The sequence below is a fragment of the Arthrobacter sp. NtRootA1 genome, from assembly GCF_019976975.1.
Classification (GTDB): domain Bacteria; phylum Actinomycetota; class Actinomycetes; order Actinomycetales; family Micrococcaceae; genus Arthrobacter; species Arthrobacter aromaticivorans.
The window spans coordinates 5247223-5266365 of record NZ_AP024630.1 but is presented as its reverse complement, the minus strand read 5'-3'; the positions used below and the strand labels follow the sequence as shown (position 1 = coordinate 5266365).

Annotated in this window: 16 protein-coding genes; 10 read left to right on the top strand and 6 right to left on the bottom strand. The window is 62.0% G+C overall.

Going from position 1 to position 19143, the window contains the following annotated elements; genetic code table 11:
- Positions 1-57: 57 nt before the first annotated feature.
- The 3 genes from LDN90_RS24120 to LDN90_RS24110 all read right to left on the bottom strand — a co-directional run bounded on the left by LDN90_RS24120 (position 58) and on the right by LDN90_RS24110 (position 4499).
- Positions 58-1764 carry a discoidin domain-containing protein gene (locus LDN90_RS24120; RefSeq protein ID WP_216924414.1) on the bottom strand — a complete coding sequence of 569 codons (1707 nt, stop codon included), beginning with the start codon at positions 1762-1764 and terminating at the stop codon, positions 58-60.
- Between the two features lie 141 nt (positions 1765-1905).
- Positions 1906-3969 carry a murein biosynthesis integral membrane protein MurJ gene (murJ, locus tag LDN90_RS24115; RefSeq protein ID WP_223947434.1) on the bottom strand — a complete coding sequence of 688 codons (2064 nt, stop codon included), beginning with the start codon at positions 3967-3969 and terminating at the stop codon, positions 1906-1908.
- Positions 3970-3995: 26 nt separating this feature from the next.
- Positions 3996-4499: an NUDIX hydrolase gene (locus LDN90_RS24110; protein ID WP_216924651.1), complete on the bottom strand. Its 504-nt coding sequence runs from the start codon at positions 4497-4499 to the stop codon at positions 3996-3998.
- Between the two features lie 196 nt (positions 4500-4695).
- Here LDN90_RS24110 and LDN90_RS24105 point away from each other — a divergent pair, with 196 nt between their 5' ends.
- From LDN90_RS24105 to LDN90_RS24085, 5 genes are all read left to right on the top strand, one after another.
- Positions 4696-6177 carry a CCA tRNA nucleotidyltransferase gene (locus LDN90_RS24105; RefSeq protein ID WP_223947433.1) on the top strand — a complete coding sequence of 494 codons (1482 nt, stop codon included), beginning with the start codon at positions 4696-4698 and terminating at the stop codon, positions 6175-6177.
- The gene (locus LDN90_RS24100; RefSeq protein ID WP_216924419.1) at positions 6174-6755 is read left to right on the top strand and encodes a histidine phosphatase family protein; all 582 of its coding nucleotides are present in this window, start codon (positions 6174-6176) and stop codon (positions 6753-6755) included. The genes LDN90_RS24105 and LDN90_RS24100 overlap by 4 nt, the downstream gene beginning before the upstream one ends.
- Before the next feature lie 612 nt (positions 6756-7367).
- Entirely contained in the window at positions 7368-7508 is a 141-nt protein-coding gene (locus LDN90_RS24095; protein WP_223947432.1) for a hypothetical protein, read from the top strand.
- A gap of 156 nt (positions 7509-7664) precedes the next feature.
- Positions 7665-9176: a glycosyltransferase 87 family protein gene (locus LDN90_RS24090; protein ID WP_223947431.1), complete on the top strand. Its 1512-nt coding sequence runs from the start codon at positions 7665-7667 to the stop codon at positions 9174-9176.
- A complete protein-coding gene (locus LDN90_RS24085; RefSeq protein ID WP_223947430.1) occupies positions 9169-10617 on the top strand; it encodes an NAD(P)/FAD-dependent oxidoreductase in 1449 nt (482 codons plus the stop codon). Before LDN90_RS24090 ends, LDN90_RS24085 begins: the two co-directional genes overlap by 8 nt.
- 24 nt (positions 10618-10641) lie before the next feature.
- Here the strand turns inward: LDN90_RS24085 and LDN90_RS24080 are convergent, their stop codons facing one another.
- Complete coding sequence (locus tag LDN90_RS24080) at positions 10642-11247, bottom strand: NAD(P)H-binding protein (protein ID WP_223947429.1); 606 nt, start codon at positions 11245-11247, stop codon at positions 10642-10644.
- A gap of 83 nt (positions 11248-11330) precedes the next feature.
- On the opposite strand from LDN90_RS24080, the gene LDN90_RS24075 reads away from it, so the two are divergent.
- Entirely contained in the window at positions 11331-11729 is a 399-nt protein-coding gene (locus tag LDN90_RS24075) for a helix-turn-helix domain-containing protein (protein ID WP_223947428.1), read from the top strand.
- A 48-nt stretch (positions 11730-11777) separates the two neighbouring features.
- On the opposite strand, the gene LDN90_RS24070 is transcribed toward LDN90_RS24075, so the two are convergent.
- Entirely contained in the window at positions 11778-12482 is a 705-nt protein-coding gene (locus LDN90_RS24070) for an ABC transporter ATP-binding protein (RefSeq protein WP_223949369.1), read from the bottom strand.
- A 28-nt stretch (positions 12483-12510) separates the two neighbouring features.
- Positions 12511-13590, bottom strand: a complete 1080-nt coding sequence (locus LDN90_RS24065; protein WP_223947427.1) for an FtsX-like permease family protein — start codon at positions 13588-13590, stop codon at positions 12511-12513.
- Between the two features lie 196 nt (positions 13591-13786).
- Between LDN90_RS24065 and LDN90_RS24060 the strand changes: the two genes are divergently transcribed.
- From LDN90_RS24060 to LDN90_RS24045, 4 genes are all read left to right on the top strand, one after another.
- Entirely contained in the window at positions 13787-15064 is a 1278-nt protein-coding gene (locus LDN90_RS24060) for a sensor histidine kinase (RefSeq protein WP_223947426.1), read from the top strand.
- A complete protein-coding gene (locus LDN90_RS24055) occupies positions 15061-15717 on the top strand; it encodes a response regulator transcription factor (RefSeq protein ID WP_216924436.1) in 657 nt (218 codons plus the stop codon). Before LDN90_RS24060 ends, LDN90_RS24055 begins: the two co-directional genes overlap by 4 nt.
- A gap of 111 nt (positions 15718-15828) precedes the next feature.
- Complete coding sequence (locus LDN90_RS24050; protein WP_223947425.1) at positions 15829-17826, top strand: penicillin-binding transpeptidase domain-containing protein; 1998 nt, start codon at positions 15829-15831, stop codon at positions 17824-17826.
- Positions 17827-17839: 13 nt separating this feature from the next.
- Positions 17840-19102 (top strand): FAD-dependent oxidoreductase, encoded by a 1263-nt coding sequence (locus LDN90_RS24045; protein WP_223947424.1) that lies wholly within the window; start codon positions 17840-17842, stop codon positions 19100-19102.
- The last annotated feature ends 41 nt before the right edge of the window (positions 19103-19143 follow it).

Sequence of the window (19143 nt, the reverse complement as noted above, 5' to 3'; positions counted from 1 at the left end):
GAAGGCTCAAAACGCGCTCTACTGCGACCTAGTTGGGTAAGCGGAGCGAAAACGGAACTACTGGACCCTGACCTCGGCCAACCGCAGACCAAATCCGAACTGTGTCTTGGGGGCAGCAAGTTTAGGCAGCGTCTTGATGACCACTATGACGTACTGGGTCTGCGTGGGCGCGGCCAGCGGCATCGTCAGTTCCGGGGACGTGAAGCTGTTGGTGCCCACGAGCTTGGCGCCGTCCATTGCGGGACGATCGTTGGTGTAAACGCTGATGCTTCCACCTGATCCGCCCAACTGGTTCAGCACCACTGACTTGACCTCTGTGGGCTCCTTGAGCTTCACCACCAAGGGCATCTCACCTGAGAGTCCACCCCAGTTGGCGGAAGCGAACTCCATGTCGGACCAGTAACTGGCCGGGTTCCCATCAAATGCTTTGGGAAGGTCTTTGTCGAACGATGCAGCGAACGGGAAATCGCCGAGGCGGGTAATGCCATCGATGGCCGGAGGCGTTGCGGGAGCAGCGGTCTCGCTGGGCGTCGGTTGTTCCGATTCGGTGCCCGCTGATGGCGATGACGCTGTTGTTTTGTCTGAGGCCGCAGGAGCGCCGCTCGGCAGGAGGCTGCCCAGATTGGTGACCGCCAGGACAAGGCCCACGATCAATACGGCAGCAAGCAGACCGCCTACGAGCCAACGCATGGACCGCGGCTCGCGTTCCGGGGTTTCGTCCTCGTAGACCTCTTCATCTTCGTAATCTTCAGTGGCAGCAGCCGACGCTGGGAAGCTGGTAGGAGCCCGATCGTAACCAGGGTCCGAGCTTCCTCCAGCGGCTTGAGCCGCGCCACCGGCAGCGAGGCCGTAGTCCTCTTCAGACCAGAGGGAAACCTTTGGCTCCCCGGCAGGCTCGCGAGTCGGTGCGGGCTGCGGGTTCACAGGTTGTGAAGCGACAGGCTGCGAAGTGACGGCTTGGGTAGGCGGCTGAACCGGTGCAACGGGCGTGGTAGCAGGCGAAGCTCCGGACGACGGCGACTGTACTGCCTGCGTCGCAGGCTGGGTTCCCGTAGTAGCAGCGGCACCAGAAGCCCCAGCACCGGCAGCCCCATTAGCGGCAGCCCCGGCGTCGTGGTTCTTGGATCCGGCGTTCTTCAGCGCGGCAGCGGCGGCAACTCCTGCTGCCCCGGCGCCAGCTGCAGCAGCAGCGAGCTTCCCCGCGAGACCGCCCCTGGCCGATGACGGGCTGGAAGAAGGCATAGGCGGAAGGTTGCTGGCCTGCGTGGCCGGCGCTTCGTGGTCAGCATCCGATTCCGATTGGACCGGGTAGCCATTTTCGTCGTACTGAATGTACTCGGCTTCGTGCTCATCGTCTTCGTAGAGGCCGTCATAGGTTTCGGGCTCGTACGTGCGGGCCTGGCCGAAGATCTCGCTGCCGAGGGTTTCCGTGAAGAACGGTTCCACGTACGGCGGGTGGGTTGCGACTACCAGGTCCAGGAGGTCCGGCGCAGTGCTGTGGTTGGTAATTAGGTACGTGGTGTTGTCGCTGACTCCGAGGTCCAGGATCTGGACATGGCCAGGGCGCTCCCCCGTGGCGACTTCGCGGGCGCTCTGTGCTACCTGCTCGGCATTTCCGGGACCGGCAACGAGGATGCTGACGGGGCGGTTGAGGACCTGGTCCACGCCGTCGAGCACCAGATCTTGGTCATGCGAGGTCAATACGGTGGCCGTGACCTTATAGCGGCCGCCAAGCACTGATCCGACGTCGATCGGGTGGGACACGTGTTCCTCCTAGGCTGTCCGGGAGCTGCGGGGCCCTGCACGCGGTCCGCCCGGCGAGCCGGTTCTACCGCTTTTGCAACTACCTGTATTCATTTCTAGCCTAGCCGATTGGCGCCCGCCGCCCATGTTGGCGGCACCGGTTCACTTCTTCCGCTTCTGCCTGGCGTGCTGTCCAACGTCCCCGTCGGCGGGAAAGTAGGGATTTTGGCCAGGTTCGCCTTGGTAGGTTCGCCTGCCTGGCAACGGGACCTGCGGGTGGAACCTTCCTCCCCGTGCCGTGCCCGGTACGTCCTCATCCGGCAGATACTTCGCGTGGGGTTCTTCAGAGCGGGATGTGTCAGCAAAGTCTGGAGTTTTGGCTGGAGCCTCGACGGAGGGCTCCGGTTCGAGTGCCGGGCCGGCCCTGAAGGAGGCAGCGTCGAACTCGCCCGAGATGCGCGGAATCAAACCGGTATCGTCCGAGACCGTGGCGCGTGCCGCCGTCGTGGGTTCAGCAGCGGCCCCCGCAACGGCAGGTGCGCCGCGGCCAAAGCGGCCCATCAGCGGGCGCATCAGATCGCGCAGCTCGGTGACATGGAAAACGCGAAGCAGGAGCAGATAAGCCACCAGCATGACGGGCCCGACGACGACCACGGTCACCAAAGCCGCTGGCCGGCTGCTCCACGCGAAACCATCTGCACGGTAGCTGCCCAGAAGCCACAGCGCCAGAGCACCCGCAATCGCGGAGCCCAGGCCCGCGTAGCCCATGCGGATGTAGGAGTTAGCGATCCGGGGACCATCGAGATGGCCCAGCATGCGACGCAGGAACCACACGCTGATCACCACGGAAAGAATGTTCCCCAAGGTGTAGAGGACAGCGATCGCATAGATGATCTGGCCCACCGGCAGGAACTGGATGATAAACGCGCCAACAACATAAACGACGGCAAGCAACAGCTGCACATAGAGGGGCGTGCGCGCGTCCTCGTTGGCGTAAAACACGCGCGACATCATGAAGTTTGCGCTCATGAACGGCGTGCTCAACGCCAGGATGGTGAGCGTCTGGGCAAGCATGACGCCGTCCTGGGGCTTCCCGCCGGAGAAGAACATGCCCAGCGGGCCAGCAAGCGCGAACAGCGCCAGTGCTCCAAAAACTGTTGCCACAGCCATGGTTCGCAGCCCATGCGAGAGCGCGTCACGCAGTTCTGCCTTGTTGCCATCCTGTGACGCCCGCGTCATTCGGTTAAAGAGGACAGTGGCCAGCGACAGGGCAATGATCGAGTGCGGCAACAGGTAGAGCTGGCTCGCAACTTCAAGGACGGCGTTACCTGGGAGAGTGGAGGCCGCTGTGGTCTGGCCTGAATTGTCCAGCCGGAGCCGCTCGGCGCCGGGAATTGTGGCAATTTTCATGACGTACAGGAACGCCAACTGCCCGACGGCGGCAGTCAGCAGCGTCCACACGCTCAGCTTGGCTGCCTGGCCCAGTCCGACGCCGCGCCATCCGAAACGGGGCCGCAGACCCAGCTTCAGCCTCATGACGGGAATAAGAAGGATGGCGGTTTGGGCGATGACTCCGAAGGTGGAGAACCCGGCAATCAGGAATGTCTGGGTTGGTCCCCAATTATCGAGTGTGTGCGGATTGGTGTAGTTGGCACCCAGGATCCAGATGAACATACCCAGGCCGGCTATGGCCACCACGTTGTTCAGGATGGGGGCCCACATGGCGGGGCCAAATGCGCCGTGCGCGTTCAGGACCTGTGTCAGCAGGGCATAAAGGCCGTAGAAGAAGATCTGTGGAAGGCACCAGAATGCGAAAGTGACTGCCAGGGCCTTCTGCTGTTCCGAGTAGCCCTGGGTCGTTAGGTCGATAACGATGGGCGCGGCCAGGGTCACGAGGGCCGTCAGCGCCAGCAGCACCAGAACAGCGAGGGTCAGGAGTCGGCTGATGTAATCAGCGCCGCTGTCCGCACCCTTGCTGGCCTTGATGATCTGCGGGACCAGGACGGCGTTGAACACTCCGCCAGCCACCAACAGGAAGATCAGGTTGGGAAGGTTGTTCGCGTTGATGAACGTGTCATTGACCGTTGAACCCAGGCCGAGTGCAGCGCCGAGCATCCACGTTTTGGCGAAGCCAAGGAACCGGGAAACCAACGTTCCGGCGGCCATGATGGCGCTGGAACGTGCTTCTCCGGATTGAACGGACTGGGTAGTTTTGGCTTCAGACATCGCCTTTATCGTCCCATGTAGCCGGGTCAGAGGTGTTCGGGCAGCACTTCCCGTGCCAAGTCGGCGATGCGGCGTTCATTTGGGAAGGACAATTTGCGCGCCAATTCCTGGATGGGGACCCATGCGGCGTCCACTGCCTCCTGGTCCGGGTCGTTCTCGATGGTGAGCTCGCCGCCAGTGGCCCGGAGCAGGAAATGGTGAACGGTTTTGTGGACCCGGTGGCCGCTCACGGTGAACCAGTAGTCAATGCTGCCCAGGGGCGCCAGGATGTTGCCCTCGATGCCGGTTTCCTCGGCGATCTCGCGGACGGCGGCTTCCTCGTTGTTCTCCCGGCCTTCCGGATGGCCCTTGGGCAGGCACCATTCAAGCCGGCCACCCCTATTAAGGCGGGCGATAATCGCGACCCGGAGTTCGCCGTCGGACGTGTCTACTACGACACCGCCCGCAGACACTTCCTCCACAGTGGGAAGGGAGGCCTGGACCGGGTGCTGCGGGGCAGGCGCGACGTGCGCGCCGATTGCCGACGGCAACGGTGCGTTCGTCCTCCTGCCAGGAGCGCTCGGGATCGGATTGGCCATGAAGTCCACTCTAACGACTCTTGCCCTCGAGTGATGACCGGGACATGGCCGCAAGATGGACTGCAGGAGACACGCGTTACGGGTCCGCTGGTTTTCGGATGTAACTCTGGCCCAATGCTGCGGAAAAATCTGCCAAGCTTAAGGAACTATGGCGCACGTATTGGACAGTTCTTCAGTTAACTTCACCATCGATCCGGTGGTGCTCGATCTCGGGCAGCGCTTTGTCGACGCCGGCTTCGAGCTGTCCTTGGTTGGTGGACCTGTGCGCGACCTTTTCCTGGGGAGGACGTCCCCGGACCTGGACTTCACCACAGACGCGACGCCCGACCAGACGATCTCCGTCATCAAGAAGTGGGCGGACAACTTTTGGGAAATCGGACGCGCTTTCGGCACGATCGGGATGAAGAAGAACGGCTTCCAGATCGAAGTCACCACGTACCGCGCCGAAGCGTACGATCCTGACTCGCGTAAGCCCGTAGTCGCCTTTGGCAACTCCCTGACCGAGGACTTGCTGCGCCGCGACTTCACCATCAATGCCATGGCCTTGCGGCTGCCGAGCCTGGAGCTGGTGGACCCTTTCGGTGGCGTCCGGGACCTCCACGCCTCCGAACTCGCCACTCCCGGCGCCCCTGAGGCGTCCTTCTCGGATGACCCGCTGCGCATGATGCGGGCGGCTCGTTTCGCGTCCCAGCTTGGCGTCTCGGTTCACGACGACGTCCGGCTCGCCATGTCCCAGATGGCGGACCGCATCAAGATCATTTCCGCCGAACGGGTCCGCGATGAACTGGTCAAGCTGATCAACGGCGCGCACCCGCGCGTCGGCATCGACCTCCTGGTGGATACCGGGCTCGCTGAGTTTGTCCTTCCCGAAGTATCCGCGCTTCGCCTGGAAGCCGATGAACACCACCGCCACAAGGACGTTTATCAGCACTCCCTGCAGGTCCTTGAACAGGCCGCGGCCTTGGAAACCGGTGCGGACGGTCCCGTACCGGGCCCGGACTTTGTGCTTCGGTTCGCCGCGTTGATGCACGACGTCGGCAAGCCGGCTACGCGCCGCTTCGAACCGGGCGGCGCGGTGAGCTTCAGACATCACGACGTTGTGGGTGCCAAGCTGACGGCCAAGCGAATGAAGGCGTTGCGCTTCGACAACGAGTCGATCAAAGCCGTGTCCCGACTGGTCGAATTGCACATGCGGTTCTATGGGTACGGAGACGCTGGCTGGACGGATTCCGCCGTGCGCCGTTACGTGACCGATGCCGGTCCGCTGCTGGAACGCCTACATCGGCTCACACGATCCGACGTCACTACGCGTAACCAGCGCAAGGCCGACCGCCTGTCCTTCGCCTACGATGACCTTGAGCATCGAATCTCCGCGCTCTTGGAGCAGGAATCGTTGGCGGCTGTCCGGCCTGACCTCGATGGAGCGCAGATCATGGCGCTTCTGGCGCTAAAGCCAGGTCCTGTCGTCGGCAAGGCCTACAAGTTCCTCCTGGAAGAACGGATGGAACACGGACCGCTGTCCCCGGAGGAAGCCGAGAAGAAGCTCTTGGCGTGGTGGGAAGCGCAACCCGAGTCCGCCGTCGTCGAACTTTCAACCGAAACCGCCGCAGAAACCAAGGAGTCCTCATGAACGCCGCGATCTCCCCGCGTCCGCAACTTTGGATCCTTCGCCACGGCGAGACGGAATGGTCCAAGAGCGGCCAGTACACAGGCTTGACCGACCTTCCCTTGACCGTCGAGGGTGAGCAGCAGGCTGTCGAAGCGCGCAAAGTCCTTGAGGGCATCGACTTCGACCTCGTTCTGACCTCTCCACTGCGTCGCGCCCGCCGCACGGCTGAACTTGCAGGCTTTCCCGATGCTGTCCACGAGCCGCTGGCGGTGGAATGGAACTACGGAGACTATGAGGGCGTCAGCTCCGACCTCATCCGCAAGGACAATCCGGACTACCTCATTTGGACGGACGGCGTGCCCAACGGCGAAACGCTGGACGAAGTGGCCGCCCGCGCTGACAAGATCATTGGACGCGTCCTGGAATCGGGCATGGACAATGTCCTGGTAGTGGCACACGGGCATTTCTCCCGGATTCTCACAGCGCGTTGGCTGGAAATGGACGCCAAGGAAGGCCGCCACTTCATTCTTGGAACAGCCAAAGTATGCACGCTTGGCTGGGATAAGCGGACGCCGGCGATTGTCCGCTGGGGCCTCTAAAACGCGAATTTAGAAAAACTTTTGGCTAAATAGCGAATTGTGCTGGTCAAGACTCCTATTCATGGGGTAGCTTGTATCTTGTTCCCAGAGCGACCCGCCGGGAACAAGGCGCGCATTACCCCGGTTAATCAGCCGGACGTAATGCCACAGCGGAAAAGGAGGTTGGGAAAAATGATTACTTTGACTAGCGGATGGAATGTGACCGTCACTGCTACCCCGGCCTCTTGCGCTGATCGACGCCCTTTTTCGAAGTATTTTTCGAAGCACTGACCACTCCCTGAACCACCGGACCGGCTCCAACGCCGGCGGTCTTCATGGCCACCCGTCAAGGGTGGCATTCTGAGCGGTCAGTTGTAGGCGCAGACCCACGCAACAAGCCGCGGGTGCGCAGTTTCCCCAAAGTTCGGAACCAGCTTCTTGTTGGGGACGACTGCAGGAAGCACACGCAATTGTGCACGATCATTCGCCGCTCCCGCACAGGTCTGCCCACTCCCCCTATTAGCGTCGGGCTATTTGTGCGCTCTTTTATGCCTTGATTTCTCCTGGATTCAATTGGCTTTATTTGTTGTGCCCAATTCCGGCAATTTCCTGCAATGAAAGGAGGTGAACCACATGCCAAAACGCGCTAAGGACCTGCGCTTCTACAAGAGCAGCGATGCTCCCAAGGAACGCACGCTGTTCAACGACCAGTTGCTCAAACAAGGTCGTGAAGACGTCTTCGTCGTCCTGCACCAGATGGGACTCATCCGTTGATGCCCTTCAGCCCTTCCGAAGGAGTTTCCGGTGCCGCAGATGCATGCTGAACCGCAGGAAGCCCACGCGGCAACGCGTGGGCTTCCCCCCTTTTAACTGGTCAGTCAGAGCTGCTCCGGTGGCGTTACCCAAGCTGCCTGACTGTAAGCTCGATTTATGCAGGAGACGAAGCCGCACCGGCAGCGAAAACGTGCCCGCTTTGTGGTTCCAAGCCGCAGCGATGCCCTGCTTCGTAACTTCACGGAGGTTGTCGGTGGGCCCTTGGGCCGCCACTCAGCCCCAGGACATATCTCCCCCGCGCCGTTTACGGTTGAACGCGTCCTCGTTATCCTCACCGTGATCGCTGCCCTGCTGGCCGTGCTGGCGAAGGACTATTGCCGCGTCAACGGCTGGGAAACGCCCACGCAGTTTTATGCCACGTGCTACTCCGACTTTCCCGAGCTCTTCCGCAACCGCGGCCTGGGCGATGGCGTGTTCCCCTTCTTTACACAAGGCAGCTTGTTTGAGTACCCGGTCATCATGGGGATCATCGCAGGCTTGACGGCGCTACTCGTACCAGGACAAGGGGTGGGCCCCGAACGCATTCTGGGTTACTTCGACGTCAACGCAACGCTGATTGTTGCCGTGTGGATAATTACCGTCCTCCTGACAGCTCGAATGAACAAGCGTCGCCCCTGGGATGCCGCCATGGTGGCCTTGGCCCCGGGAATCGTCCTTGCGGGTTTCATCAACTGGGACATGTGGGCGGTGGCCCTGCTCGCGTTGGCCATGTACTTCGTCTCCCGCGACAAGTTGATCCTGGCGGGAATCTGCATCGGGTTGGGAACGGCCACCAAGCTGTACCCCGTCCTCATCCTGGGTGCCATTTTGGTGTTGGCGCTGCGCAGTGGTCGTCTGCGGACCTTCTTGGTGACTGCCGCTGCGGCTGCTGCGGCATGGCTGGCCGTCAATTTGCCCATCGCTGCAATGAACCCATCGGGCTGGCGCTACTTCTTTGAATTCACCCAGGAACGACCCGCCGGATACAGCTCGCCCTGGTTCGCGTTCAACCTCGTGGCTGATCGGCTTCAATGGACCCAACTTAACGCTGCCACTATCAACTCGCTTGCGCTGAACCTCTTTGTCATTGCTTGCGTGTTGATCGGTGCCCTGGCTTTGACGGCGCCCAGGCGCCCCCGCCTTGCCCAGCTGGCCTTCCTGATTGTGGCCGCGTTCATCCTCACAAACAAGGTGTACTCTCCCCAGTTCGTCATCTGGCTCATTCCGCTCCTTGCCCTTGCGAGGCCACGCTGGCGGGACTTCCTCGTTTGGCAGGCCGCCGAAGGCCTCCACTGGGCTGCAATATGGATGTACTTGGGCATGGCCACCAGCGGTGGGCCCGTGCAGCACAACATAGATATGTCCTACTACGTCCTGGCTGTGGCCTTGCACATGGTTGCAACGGCGTACCTGATGGCAAGGGTAGTGATGGATATCTTGGATCCATCGCAGGATCCCCTACGCGCATTGGGCGAAGACGATCCCCATGGTGGGCCTTTCGAAGGCACCAAGGATTGGCTCAGGATCGACCTTCTCCATCCGTCCATGTCAGTTCTCCCCTGGCGTTCTGGGATTGAGCCCGCCGAGCCGAAAGCTCCCCGGCAGTTGGAGGTGGGTAGCGATGGCTGATGTCGCCGTCGTCGGTTCTGGTCCCAACGGTCTGGCCGCAGCAGTGACCATGGCCCGCGCAGGGCTGGAGGTACATCTGTACGAGGCCGCCGATGCCATCGGGGGCGGGACCCGGACAAGCGAGCTGATCGAGCCGGGATACCTTTACGATGTATGCTCCGCGGTGCATCCAATGGCACTGGCGTCTCCTTTCTTCAAGGAATTCAACCTTGCGCAGCGCATTGAGCTGCGCTTGCCTGAAGTCCAGCACGGCACGCCGTTGGACGTGGGCGGAGCCGCCCTCGCTTACCAGTCCTTGGAACGGACCGCCATGGAACTGGGGGCGGACGGCCCAGCGTACCGCCACCTGATTGCGCCCCTCCTTGCGCGCGTCAACGGCGTAGTGGACTTTACGTCGAACCAGTTGCTCCGCGTGCCCAAGGATCCCCTTGCTGCTGTGCTGTTTGGCCTCGCGACCCTTGAACAAGGAACACCGTTCTGGGGACGGCGCTTCCGTGAAGAGGCTGCTCCCGCTTTGTTGACCGGCGTGATGTCCCACGCGTTGGGCTCCCAGCCATCGCTTAGTTCCACGGGTGCCGGGCTCTTGCTCGCCGTCCTGGCCCACGCAGGCGGATGGGTGGTGCCCGTGGGCGGATCCGCAGCTATCGCAGGTGCCATGGCGGAGGACCTCATTGCCCACGGCGGGACCATCCACACCGGTGTGCGCGTGGATTCTTTCGATCAGGTCAGGCCAGCAAAGGCCATCCTGTTGGATGTTGCACCTCCGACGCTTGCACGTCTGGGTGGCGCTGAGATACCCGACAATTATCGTCGGGCACTGGATGCATTCCGCTTCGGGAATGCAGCGTGCAAAGTGGACTACATTCTGTCCGAACCTGTTCCTTGGCTTGCCCCTGGCCTGAGGCAGGCGGGGACGGTTCATGTGGGTGGTTCGCGAATGGCCATGGCCGAATCCGAGAACCTCGTGGACATGGGCAAACACCCAGCGGAGCCCTACGTGCTGGTATCCCAACCGTCCCTGGTGGACTCGTCACGGGCACCGGAGGGGCGACACATCCTGTGGACGTACTGCCATGTGCCGGCTGGCTCTGATGTGGATATGGCGGAGGCTGTCACTGCACGGATTGAACGGTACGCACCAGGCTTCAGGGACGTGGTGGTTGCCTCGAAGACCACGACGGCGGCTGAACTGGCCGCTTACAACGAAAACTACGTGGGTGGCGACTTCAGTGCAGGTCTGCTGGATATGCGGGGCTTGGTACAAAGGCCGGTAGTGTCCAACGTTCCGTGGCGTACACCCGTGCCGGGCGTCTACTTGTGTTCTTCATCCACCCCGCCCGGGCCTGGTGTTACAGGGATGCCCGGGTACCATGCGGCGAAGCATGCCCTCAAGGACATATTCCAGATGCCGGTACCCGGGCTCGGCCTGAGTGTCGGTTAGCCCCGACTTAGCCCCGACTGTTAGTTAGTTTGCAGCCGTGAATCGTGCGCGGCGGTGAGCAGGGCTTTCAATTTCATCCAGCATGGCCACGGCGTAGTCCTGCGAGGAGATGCTGTTACCGGCCGGGGTATCCTTGGCCACGTTGTATTCACCGGTACGCTCGCCGGGTTGGATAACCGGGGCTGGGGCAAGAACCGTCCAGTCGACGTCCTCCGGGGTCTGCTTGACGGCTTCCAGCGCCTTCGCGGCGGTGGTGGCTTCGGCCTTGTATGCCTCGGGGAAGTCGGGGGAATCGAGGAGCCGTACGCCGTCTACCTCGAGGGTGCCGGCACCGCCAACGATCATGAGGCGGGTTCCTTCGGCGTTGCTGTAAGCAGCCGCCATGGCATCGAGCCACTCTCCATGGTCCCCGCCGGTGCGGCTGGGACCGGTAGCCAGCACAACGACGTCGTGGTCCTTTGCAATGGAGGCGAAGACCTCCGTGTCGGCCAAATCGGCTACCTGGGCGGTTGCGCCGACGACCTCGGTGCCCTTGCGGGAGATAGCCGTGACTTCATGGCCGCGGGTGAGGGATTCATTGACGATTTCACTGCCGACCATGCCTGTTGCGCCGTAGACTGCGATTTTCATGACTCTCCTTTGGGTTGCTATCCTTGCGATAACACGAAGGTATCTATTTGATACTGATAGCTTCAAAGGAACTGAGTTACCTCATGGATACTAATGGCCTGCCAGGGAACGTCCTGGATCCCAATTGCCCATCCCGCGTGATCTTCCAGAGAATCGGGGACAAGTGGGCGTCATTGGTGATCCAAGTCCTCGGTGACGGGCCCGTGCGGTTCTCGGAGCTGCGAAAGATGGTCCACGTCGTCACGCCGAAGGTCCTGACGCAGACGCTGCGCGCCTTGGAACGTGATGGGCTTATTACGCGTACCGTCCACGCACAGGTGCCGCCACGAGTGGATTACGAACTCACACCGATGGGTGAATCACTCCTGCAACCCCTCACCCTTTTACGTCAGTGGGCGGAGAGCCACGTCCCCACGATTCTCGAAGCCCGCGACACCTACGACGAAGCGCAGGATGACCTCTTGCTCGGCTCACCCAACTAAGTAGCAGTTAAGCGCGTTCTGGACGCTCAAAACGCGCTCTACTGCGACCTAGTTGGGCAGGGTGGACGGGAGTGCGGCAGGGCTGATTCGTCCGTCCCGCATGGTTGTGACGGAGTCCGTCAGGGGAAGGAACTCCGTATCATGCGTGACCATCACGGTGGCGGTGGAGAACTCGTCCGTAATCCGACGCAACAACCTGACGATCGATTCGCTGCGTTCGTGGTCCAGGGCTGCGGTAGGTTCGTCCACCAGCAATACGGTGGGGCTGCCCATGAGCGCCCGGGCGATGTTCACCCTCTGCCGCTGCCCACCCGATAGCTGGTGCGGCCTCTTGTTTGCCGATGCGGCCAAGCCCACGATCTCCAAGAGTTCATGTGCTTTGCCAAGGGCCGCACGGACAGCCTTGCCGCGCAGGTGGTCCCGAATCAGCAGCTGCTCGACGGCGGTCAGCGACGGAAGAAGGTTGGGCTGCTGGAAGATGATGCCCACCTTGTCTCGCCGCAAGGCAGTGCGCTCGGCGTCCTTGAGCGCTGAAACGTCCTGGCCGTCGATGACGACGAGTCCCGAGGTGGGCTTCACGAGCGTGGCCGCAACAGCCAAGAGCGAGGATTTGCCGGAACCGGACGGACCCACCAAGGAGAGGAACTCTCCGCGTCCGACTACAAGGTCGACGGCGTCCAAAGCTTTGAGGCTTGACTCGCCGTCGGGATACTCAAGGGAGATGTCGATGAGATTCAGTGCATGAGTCACAATGTATGCCTCTCTGGGAATGTTCAAAAACTTAGTTGCCACCGAGGGCAAACAGCGGATCTACTTTGGTGACATTGCGGACCGCGAGGACAGCGCCGCCGAGGCCCAGGACGACGACGCCGACAACCGGCACCAACGTAGTCAAAGGCGTGATGAGGAAGGGCGCTGCGCTGGCAGCGAGAAGTCCGCCCGCGAGGCCCAGCAAACCGCCACCTGCGGCTCCGGCCAGCAGCACTATCGCCGCCTGACCCAAGGCGTCACGCAGGACGTATCCCGCAGAACCGCCGAGTGCTTTGAGGACCGCGATGTCACGTGTCCGCTGCACTGTCCACACAGTAAGGAAGGCAACGATCACCAAGGCCGAGATTCCATAAAGAAATGCCTGCATGAGCATGAGAGAACCGTTCTCACTCTTGTACGAGGCGAGGGCCTGGAACGAGCCGATGGGATCCATGCTCACCGTGCCAGCCGCAGCGTTGGCGGCATCAACGCTGACGGAGGTACCGGCGTCGTACTTTATGGCCAGGACCGTGGCGGTGCCCTGGGGCGCGTGGGCGATCTTTCGCCAGGTGTCTAGCGTCGTCCAGACCACGCCAGTGTGCGAGTACCACTGGTCCTCCACAACTTCTGAAACAGTCAGCTCCGTTCCTCCGACCCGGACTCGACTGGCGGCTTGGAGCCCCAAATCCTTGGCCACGGTTTTGCCGACCACGACGGTCCCGTCCTCAACAGGGGTAGAACCCAAAGAACCGCCAAAAACTGCCACATTTGCAGTGCCGTTCGGAGTGTCACCTTCAGCCAAGGACTGGAAGCGGGTTTGGCTGATGCCCACCGCGTGTGCCGATGAAACGCCGGGTTGTTCCCGCCAGGCTTCGAGCTGCGCATTGGAAACCTCAGACTCGGTGTAGGAGGCCTTCGGCTCCCCGCCCGCCGGTGCACCGAAGACGATCTGCTGTGCAGGCATTGATTCAATGCCCGATGTCGACTGGTTTCCGAGGCCGGCAGTAAGCCCCGAAAGCATGACCAGAAGCAGGGTAATAAGGGCCACAACACTTCCCATGAGCGCGAACCGGCCCCTGGCGAAGCGGATGTCGCGGATGGCTAGAAACATCAGAATCCTTTGCTTGGATGCGGGCTTGGTCCCGACTGAATCCACTCTTCCGCCCAATGGATCTGGGCACATCGGGAGCCCGATGGATTGGCGCACATCAAGGGGTTGAACCCGCCATCATCCGATTGGTTGATTCCTGCTTCGGGACGCGGAATTCCGAGGGAGTGACGCGTCGGGCGGGGATAGGCTGGGACGCATGCAGGAGACTCCTACCGGCACCGCCACCATCCTCCGTGTGCTGCGGATAAGTCTCCATGTCGGCTTCGCGGTGCTGCTGCTCGTGGCAGTGGTGCGGCTGGTGGCAGGCACTGCGGGCAGTCCGTCGCCGGTGGCTGTTATTGCTGGACTGGCATTGTCAGCCGCCTTGGCCCTTGTGTACCTCGTGGGAACCATCCTCGAAAAACGCCACGCGGGAAATGCCTCCCGGTTCGATCCCACACCTTACTCAGGCTGGTGGCTTGGTGCCGTGATGGCCTTGTGGCTGTTGCTTCTCCTGGTCAGCGGCGATTTCGCATGGGTTGCCTTCCCACTCTTCTTCCTCCAATTGCACGTACTCTCCCGGCGGCTCGCGTTGCCGGCAATCGTGGTGAGCACCGCTTTGCTGATTGGTGCCCTCTGGTTCCACAGCAGGGGCTCGGCCGACGGCGGTCTGCAGCTCGCGATGGTCCTGGGACCCATGTTCGGGGCCGGCTTTGCTGTGGTCACCGGACTGGCGTATCGCGCCTTGTTCCTGGAGGCCGAGAATCAACGCATTGTTGCCGAAGACCTTCGACGAACACGGGCAGAATTGGCCAAAACCCAGCACGACGCCGGGGTCCTGACGGAGCGCGAACGGCTGGCCCGGGAAATTCACGACACCTTGGCACAGGGATTCTCCAGCATCGTCCTGATGGGCAGGTCTGCGGGGAAAGCTTTGGAGGAGGGAGACGTGAAGGCCGCGAATGAACGGTTGAGGATCGTACAGGAGACCGCGTCAGCCAACCTTGCAGAGGCTCGGAGTTTTGTCCGTGATCTTCGACCACCCGCTTTGGAGGAGTCCGATCTGGTGGACACCTTGCGGAGGCTTTGCGAGAAGACTGAGACCGAAGCAGCCGCCCGGGGAACCGCACTGCGCTGCCGTTTCGAGCTTGTGGGCACCCCCTTGGACTTGCCCACTACTTACCAGACCACCCTGCTCCGGGCCGCCCAGGCTTCCCTTGCGAACGTATGGGCGCATGCCCGCGCAAGTGCCGTCGTCGTGACTTTGTCCTTTCTTGGCTCGGAGGTAACCTTGGATGTTTTCGACGACGGCGTGGGTTTTGAACCGTCGACGGCGGCCGTCAATGCCCGCGGGGACGGCACCGGCGTGGGACTCCAGAGCCTGCGCGAGCGGCTGGCAGCACTCGAAGGCAGCCTGGATATCGAATCGGCGCCCGGCGAGGGAACAGTGGTTGCCCTTCGGGTGCCGCTGCCAGCCCGGGATGGTGGGGCATGAGTGATATCCGCATCCTCCTGGTGGACGACCATCCGGTTGTCCGGGCTGGCCTCCGGGCGATGCTCGCTGATTTTCCTGGTGTCAGTGTTGTGGCCGAGGCTGCGGACGGTGAAGCGGCGCTGGCCGAACTGGGCAGGTTGAACACTCTGGGTGAGCCCGTGGACCTGGTGCTGATGGACCTTCAAATGGGTAACGGTATGGACGGAGTGACGGCCACAGGCAGGATCAAAGCTGGCCAGGGTGGGACTCCCCCGCCGCCTGTCCTTATCCTCACCACCTACGACACGGACGCTGACATCCTCGCCGCTGTTGAGGCTGGTGCCAGCGGCTACATGCTGAAGGACGCCCCGCCTGAGCAGATCCAGCAAGCTGTCTTATCCGCTGCCGCTGGCCAAACCGCGCTGGCACCGGAGGTGGCGGCCCGACTCATGGGCAGGATCCGGAATCCGTCGCCTGCATTGAGCCCCAGGGAAGTCCAGTTACTGGAACTTCTGGCCACCGGAATGGGCAACCGCGCCATGGCGAAGCAGTTGTTCATTTCCGAGGCAACAGTGAAGACGCATCTTGTTCATATCTATTCCAAGCTGGGCGTGGACAACCGAACGGCGGCGATAGCAGTGGCCGCGCAGCGCAGGATCATTCGGCAGCGGTAAGTCATTTTCGATTGGCACGCCAGCAAGTCGTTCCGGAGGACCTGGCGTGGTGCGGGTCCGCGTTGTGGTCGCGACGAGAAACTGTCAGGGGAACGGGGCATAATGTCGCAAATGGGGAAAATGAAAACACGGAATCTTGTCCTTGGCTTGGTATCGCTGGTGATGGCTGGCTCGCTGACCGCCTGCGATGACGGCCGCGCCGGTGCCGAGGGTGCAGCGAAGCAGCTGGCCTCCTCACTTGCCGCGCTCGACGTCGGTTCACTTGCTGTGTCGGGCAAGGACGCTTCCGCGGCCAACGATGAACTCAACGCGGTGTTTGAGGGACTCGGTGCCAAGCCATCGGTTCAGTCAGGTGACGTGAAGCTCGACGGCGAGACCGCCACCTTCCCTTTGAACTACAGCTGGAACATCGGCTCAGCAAAATGGGAGTACAGCTCCGAGGCTACGTTGAAAAAGTCCGGGGACAAGTGGGCTGTTCAATGGAATCCACAGCTCCTTGCCCCGGAACTTTCGGATGGCCAGACGCTCTCCGTTAAGACCGTTCCTGCCCAGCGCGGACAGATCCTCGGCGCAGGGGATGCCCCCATTGTGGAAGACCGGCCTGTTTTCCGCGTTGGTATCGACAAGACCAAGCTTGCCGCTGATCAGGCGGATGCCTCCGCGCGGGCAATGGCTGCCCTGCTCGGCCTTGACGTCGAAGACTACGCCAAGCAGGTGGCAGCCTCGGGTCCGCAGGCTTTCGTGGAGGGCATCGTCCTCCGCGCCTATACCCCCGAAATTACCGAAGCAAAGATCACTGCGATTCCGGGTGGTGCGAGCATCCTGGACTCCATGGCGTTGGCACCTACACGCACTTTCGCCCGGGCGCTCCTGGGAAGTGTGGGGCAGGCCAGTGCAGAGCAGATCGAAAAGTCCAATGGTGCCCTGCGGGCCGGGGACACCACAGGAACCGGCGGCCTCCAACAGAAATACGATTCGCTGCTGCGCGGTAAGGATGGCGTGGAGGTGGTCGCCAAGCAGGCAGCGAAGTCGGAAGGCGAGACCCCTGCAACCAAAGTATTCTTCTCGTCCCTTCCTGTGCCTGGAACAACCCTCAAGACCACGCTTGACCTGAAGCTCCAGCAACTGGCCGAAGAAACCCTTGCCGGAGTAGGGCCGGCGTCCGCCATTGTGGCTCTGAAGCCTTCTACCGGAGCTGTCCTGGCAGCCGCATCCGGTCCAGGCAGCAACGGCTACAACACGGCGATGCTTGGCCAATACGCTCCGGGCTCCACGTTCAAGATCGTCGATTCCCTGGCGCTCTTCCGTGACGGCGCCACACCTGATTCAAAGGTCGAATGCACCCCGACCCTGACAGTTGACGGCAGGACCTTCAAGAACTCCGAGGGCTATCCGGAGAGCTCCTTGGGCTCCGTTACGCTGCGGGACGCTTTTGCCCACTCCTGCAACACGGCTTTCATCAATGCCCGAGACACCGTCAGCCAGGACCAGCTCGAGTCTGCCGCCATGGCATTGGGCGTGGCCGTGGAAGCGCCCAAGTTGGGGGCCGACGCCTTCCTCGGTTCAGTCCCTGGCGCCGCCGAGGGAACCGAGCATGCGGCATCCATGATCGGCCAGGGGAAGGTGCTCTTCTCCCCACTGTCAGCTGCGATCATGGCAGCCTCTGTTGGCAACGGCGCTCCGGTGTCGCCTCAACTGGTGCTCAACCCAGAAGCCCAGAACTCCAGTCCGACAGCGACGCCCACGGAAAGCGGCAGCGCGCCGCCATCGTCCTCTCCCTCTGGTGCGCCGTCCCCTTCCGCTAGCGCGCCGCCCGCTTCGCCGCCCTCAACCAAGCCGATCACGAAAGAAGAAGCCGCAGCGCTATCAGACATGATGCGGGCGGTGGTGACCTCCGGGCACGCAGGATTCCTCGCCCAGGTACCGGGAGCTCCCGTCGGCGCAAAAACGGGTACTGCTGAGTTCGGCAATGACGACCCGCCCAAGACTCACGCGTGGATCGTTGCGGTCCACGGAGACCTGGCGGTTGCCGTGTTCGTGGAAGACGGCGGGCTGGGTGCGACCACCAGCGGGCCGTTGTTGAAGTCGTTCCTCACCGCCGCCGGCTAACTCGGGAGAAGCTATGGAAAGCAGCACGCAGTGCGTTGTGGTTGGCGGAGGTCCGGCTGGGATCGTGCTGGGCCTGCTCCTTGCCCGGGCCGGAGTTGAAGTCACTGTGTTGGAGAAGCACGCCGACTTCCTGCGGGACTTCCGTGGCGATACCGTGCACGCCTCCACCGTCCGCCTCCTCGACGAGTTGGGGTTGGGTGAAGGGTTCCGGCAGCTGCCGCAGAGCAAGCTTGGTAATTTCCAGCTCCCTGCCGGGACCGGGGATTCTGTGATCCTCGCTGATTTCGGGCTCCTCAAGGAGCCGTATAACTATGTGGCCATGGTGCCCCAGTGGGACTTGCTGAACTTTCTGGTGGAGGCAGCCAAGCAGGAACCTACCTTCACGTTGCGGATGAACACTGAGGTCACAGAGCTGCTCCGCGATGGGGCCGGTGCAGTATCGGGTGTGGCGTACAGAACCCGGGACCCCCTAACCGGGGAAACCGTAGGGACGGGCGAACTGAGCGCTGCATTGACCGTGGCCTGTGACGGCCGTAGTTCGGTGCTTCGTGCACGGGCGGGTTTGGTGCCACGCGAATTTCCGGTGCCGTTCGATACGTGGTGGTTCCGGCTTCCGAGGTACTCCGATGAGAGGGATCCCGTGGCGTCGATTGCGCCCAGTTTCGGGACTTCGGACGTTCTGCTGAGTTTGACCCGCAAGGACTTTTATCAGATCGCCTACCTCGCGGCGAAGGGACTGGACCCGAAGTTGCGGGCTGAAGGCGTGGAGGCGTTTCGTGCACGCATCGCCAGGTTGCGGCCAGACCTTTCAGACCGTGTGGACAACATTCGCTCCGTGGATGATCTTCACCTGTTGGACGTGAAGCTCAACCGTTTGTCCGAGTGGCACAAGCCGGGCCTCCTGCTTATTGGTGATGCTGCCCATGCGATGTCCCCCGCCGGTGGCGTGGGGATCAACCTGGCGGTGCAGGACGCCGTCGCGGCCGCCCGGATCATTGCGTCCCCGCTGCTGAGCAACACGCTCGACGACGGTCACCTCGCCGCCGTCCAGAAGCGGCGCTGGCCACCAACCGTGATTGTGCAGACGTTTCAGCGGGTGCTGCATCGCGTGATCTTCGCGCAGGTCATGGCAGGCAAGCAGCCAAAACCGCCCAAATTGTTGCTCTTCGTGCTCCGGAACTTTCCCGGAGTCCGGAAGGTGCCTGCACGGATGATTGCCTTCGGCCCACGACCCGAGCGTGCACCGCAGTTCGCCCGGCGAAAGCCTGACGCTTAGCCCGCTTGGGCCCCCAGGCCAAGTTCCGCCGTCGAGCCTTA